Below are 2,112 nucleotides of genomic sequence, written 5' to 3' on the forward strand. Positions count from 1 at the left end.
CATTCACCGTTCTGTATGCCAGCCGGTCTTTTCGGCTTTATTATATTTCAAAAAAGAAATTATCCCCCATGTAAATTCAATACAAGAAATAAAATAACAAAAAAGATTAGGCATCCAGCAAGTAATCCCAAAAGCGTACTTAATAAAATATTAATGAGAAGACTGTAGTGGAATGCAGGAAAAACAGCAAAACCAACTGATGCAGTTGAAATAATCACAAATAAATATAAGAAAAAATATGTTTTATATCCACTAAAGAAAGATGGGATAATCCATAAATATATAAGACACGGGATGATTATAGACAATGCAATTATTGAAACCACACGAGCCATAATATCGCATTGCATAATAATTATCTCCCAAACATACCATTAAAATTCACTTTAAATATCGGTTGTGGATACCACTTATTACAGATTTTTTTCGCTAAATCAAGTAATTTTGTTGTCTCGGTTTTACAGTTGAAATAGACCATTCCATTGATGTGGTTGTTCTCTTTTTTATTTAAAATGTCAAATGCAGCAGAAACACATTTATCATCAACAATATCACTTCTGCATTCTGCCTTTCCAGAATTTAGAGCTTCCCTTGCTGATTTGAGATCAATTTGTTGATCAATGTTCCAGCCATTAAGATTGGCATCGTTCCCCCAGCTATATGTATGAATTATATCTCCATTTGAATCAGTAATTACACTGAACGTATGAGTAACTGGATTATTCCTGGAGCGTGCTGAATCACCAAATACAGCTAAATCTCTATTAATAACGCAAGTTTCCAAACCTAACGGGTCTATACCTGTAACCGGATCTAATGGGTAATTATACAGGTTCCATCCCCCTTTCACCCCAATCGGGTCCTGAGTAATATACCTCCCCTGCAACGGATCATAGTAACGATGCCGGTTATAATACAGTCCCGTCTCCTCATCATACTGCTGCCCCGGCAGCCGGATAAGTTGTTTCATGCTATGTGGGTTATTCTCACGCAGCACATTACCCCACGCATCATATTCCGCTGACCAGTCTGTTTTTCCCTCCGCGTTGACCAGCGCCAGCGGCAGGCCCCGGTGGTCACAGTGGTACAGGTGGATTTTTCTCTGCGGCGTGTATACCGGCTCCATCTGGTTTTGTATCTGCTCCTGCGTCAGGCCGCACTGCGCCAGCCACGTCCGGTTTGCTTCGCTGAGTTCCCCGCGCTGTAGCTCCGCTTCCAGATTATCCACCAGAACCACCAGTTCCGGCGGGAAGGTTACGTTCGCCTCCTGCTGAAATTTCTCCGCCAGCGTGCGGCGTACTGCTTTTGCCAGATCTGCGGTTTGGGTTTCAATTCTGACCAGCGGCGTGAAGCTGCCCGGTGTGTAAATCGTCTGCACGCGCTGTGTAGCTGTTTCGGTGGTGGTCAGCCTGTCGCCGTCCCAGCCGTACCATGTCACTTCCGGAGTTTTATTCAGGTAAATATATTCCTCTCCGCTGAGGCTTCCGCGCTCACGCCGGCTTTTCCACACCCGTTTCCCGATGCGGCGGCCCAGCGGGTCATAAAGGTAACGACTTTCCAGCAGTGCAGCGCCCTGTTGCCCGCAGCGGTAGTGCACCAGACGGTGCTGGTTATCGCAGTGATAATGGTGGCTGTGGCTGCCGCCGTCGCGGATTCGGCGCTCATCCTTTTCCATCAGCCGTCCATGCTCATCGTGGTGGTAAAAATACGTTACGTCTTCGCTGATGCGGTTATCCCGCCACATCGCAGGAGGTGCCGGGTACTGTTCCCGGTCTGTAATACGGTTGCCCGCCGGGTCGGTGGCGTAGCGCCGCAGCAGGTCGTTGTGCCGGGCGCTGATGAGTCGCCCCGCGCCGTCATAGCGGTAGTCTTCCTCCTGATGCACACCACGGATGCGCACAAGCTGACCGTTGTCGTTATAACCGTATTCCCGGTTCAGCATCGGGTCACTGAACGTGTGGCTCAGTAGCTGCCCGGTGGCGCTGTAGAGCGTGTTCTGCTCATAAGTGCCGGACGTTCGCTGTGTCTCCCGGTGCAGGCGGTCACGGGTGAAATCGACCAGCGGCGCGTCGCCGAGCTTCAGCCCGGCGATATAACCGGAGCCGTAAGTGA

General features: G+C 48.8%; 1 protein-coding gene. It reads right to left on the minus strand.

From position 1 onward, the window contains the following. Positions 1 to 355: 355 nt before the first annotated feature. A partial coding sequence (locus FDX19_RS01935) for an RHS repeat domain-containing protein (protein WP_137381399.1) occupies positions 356 to 2,112 on the minus strand: 1,757 nt, incomplete at its 5' end.

The organism is Citrobacter sp. wls619 (assembly GCF_005281345.1).
Classification (GTDB): Bacteria; Pseudomonadota; Gammaproteobacteria; order Enterobacterales; family Enterobacteriaceae; genus Citrobacter.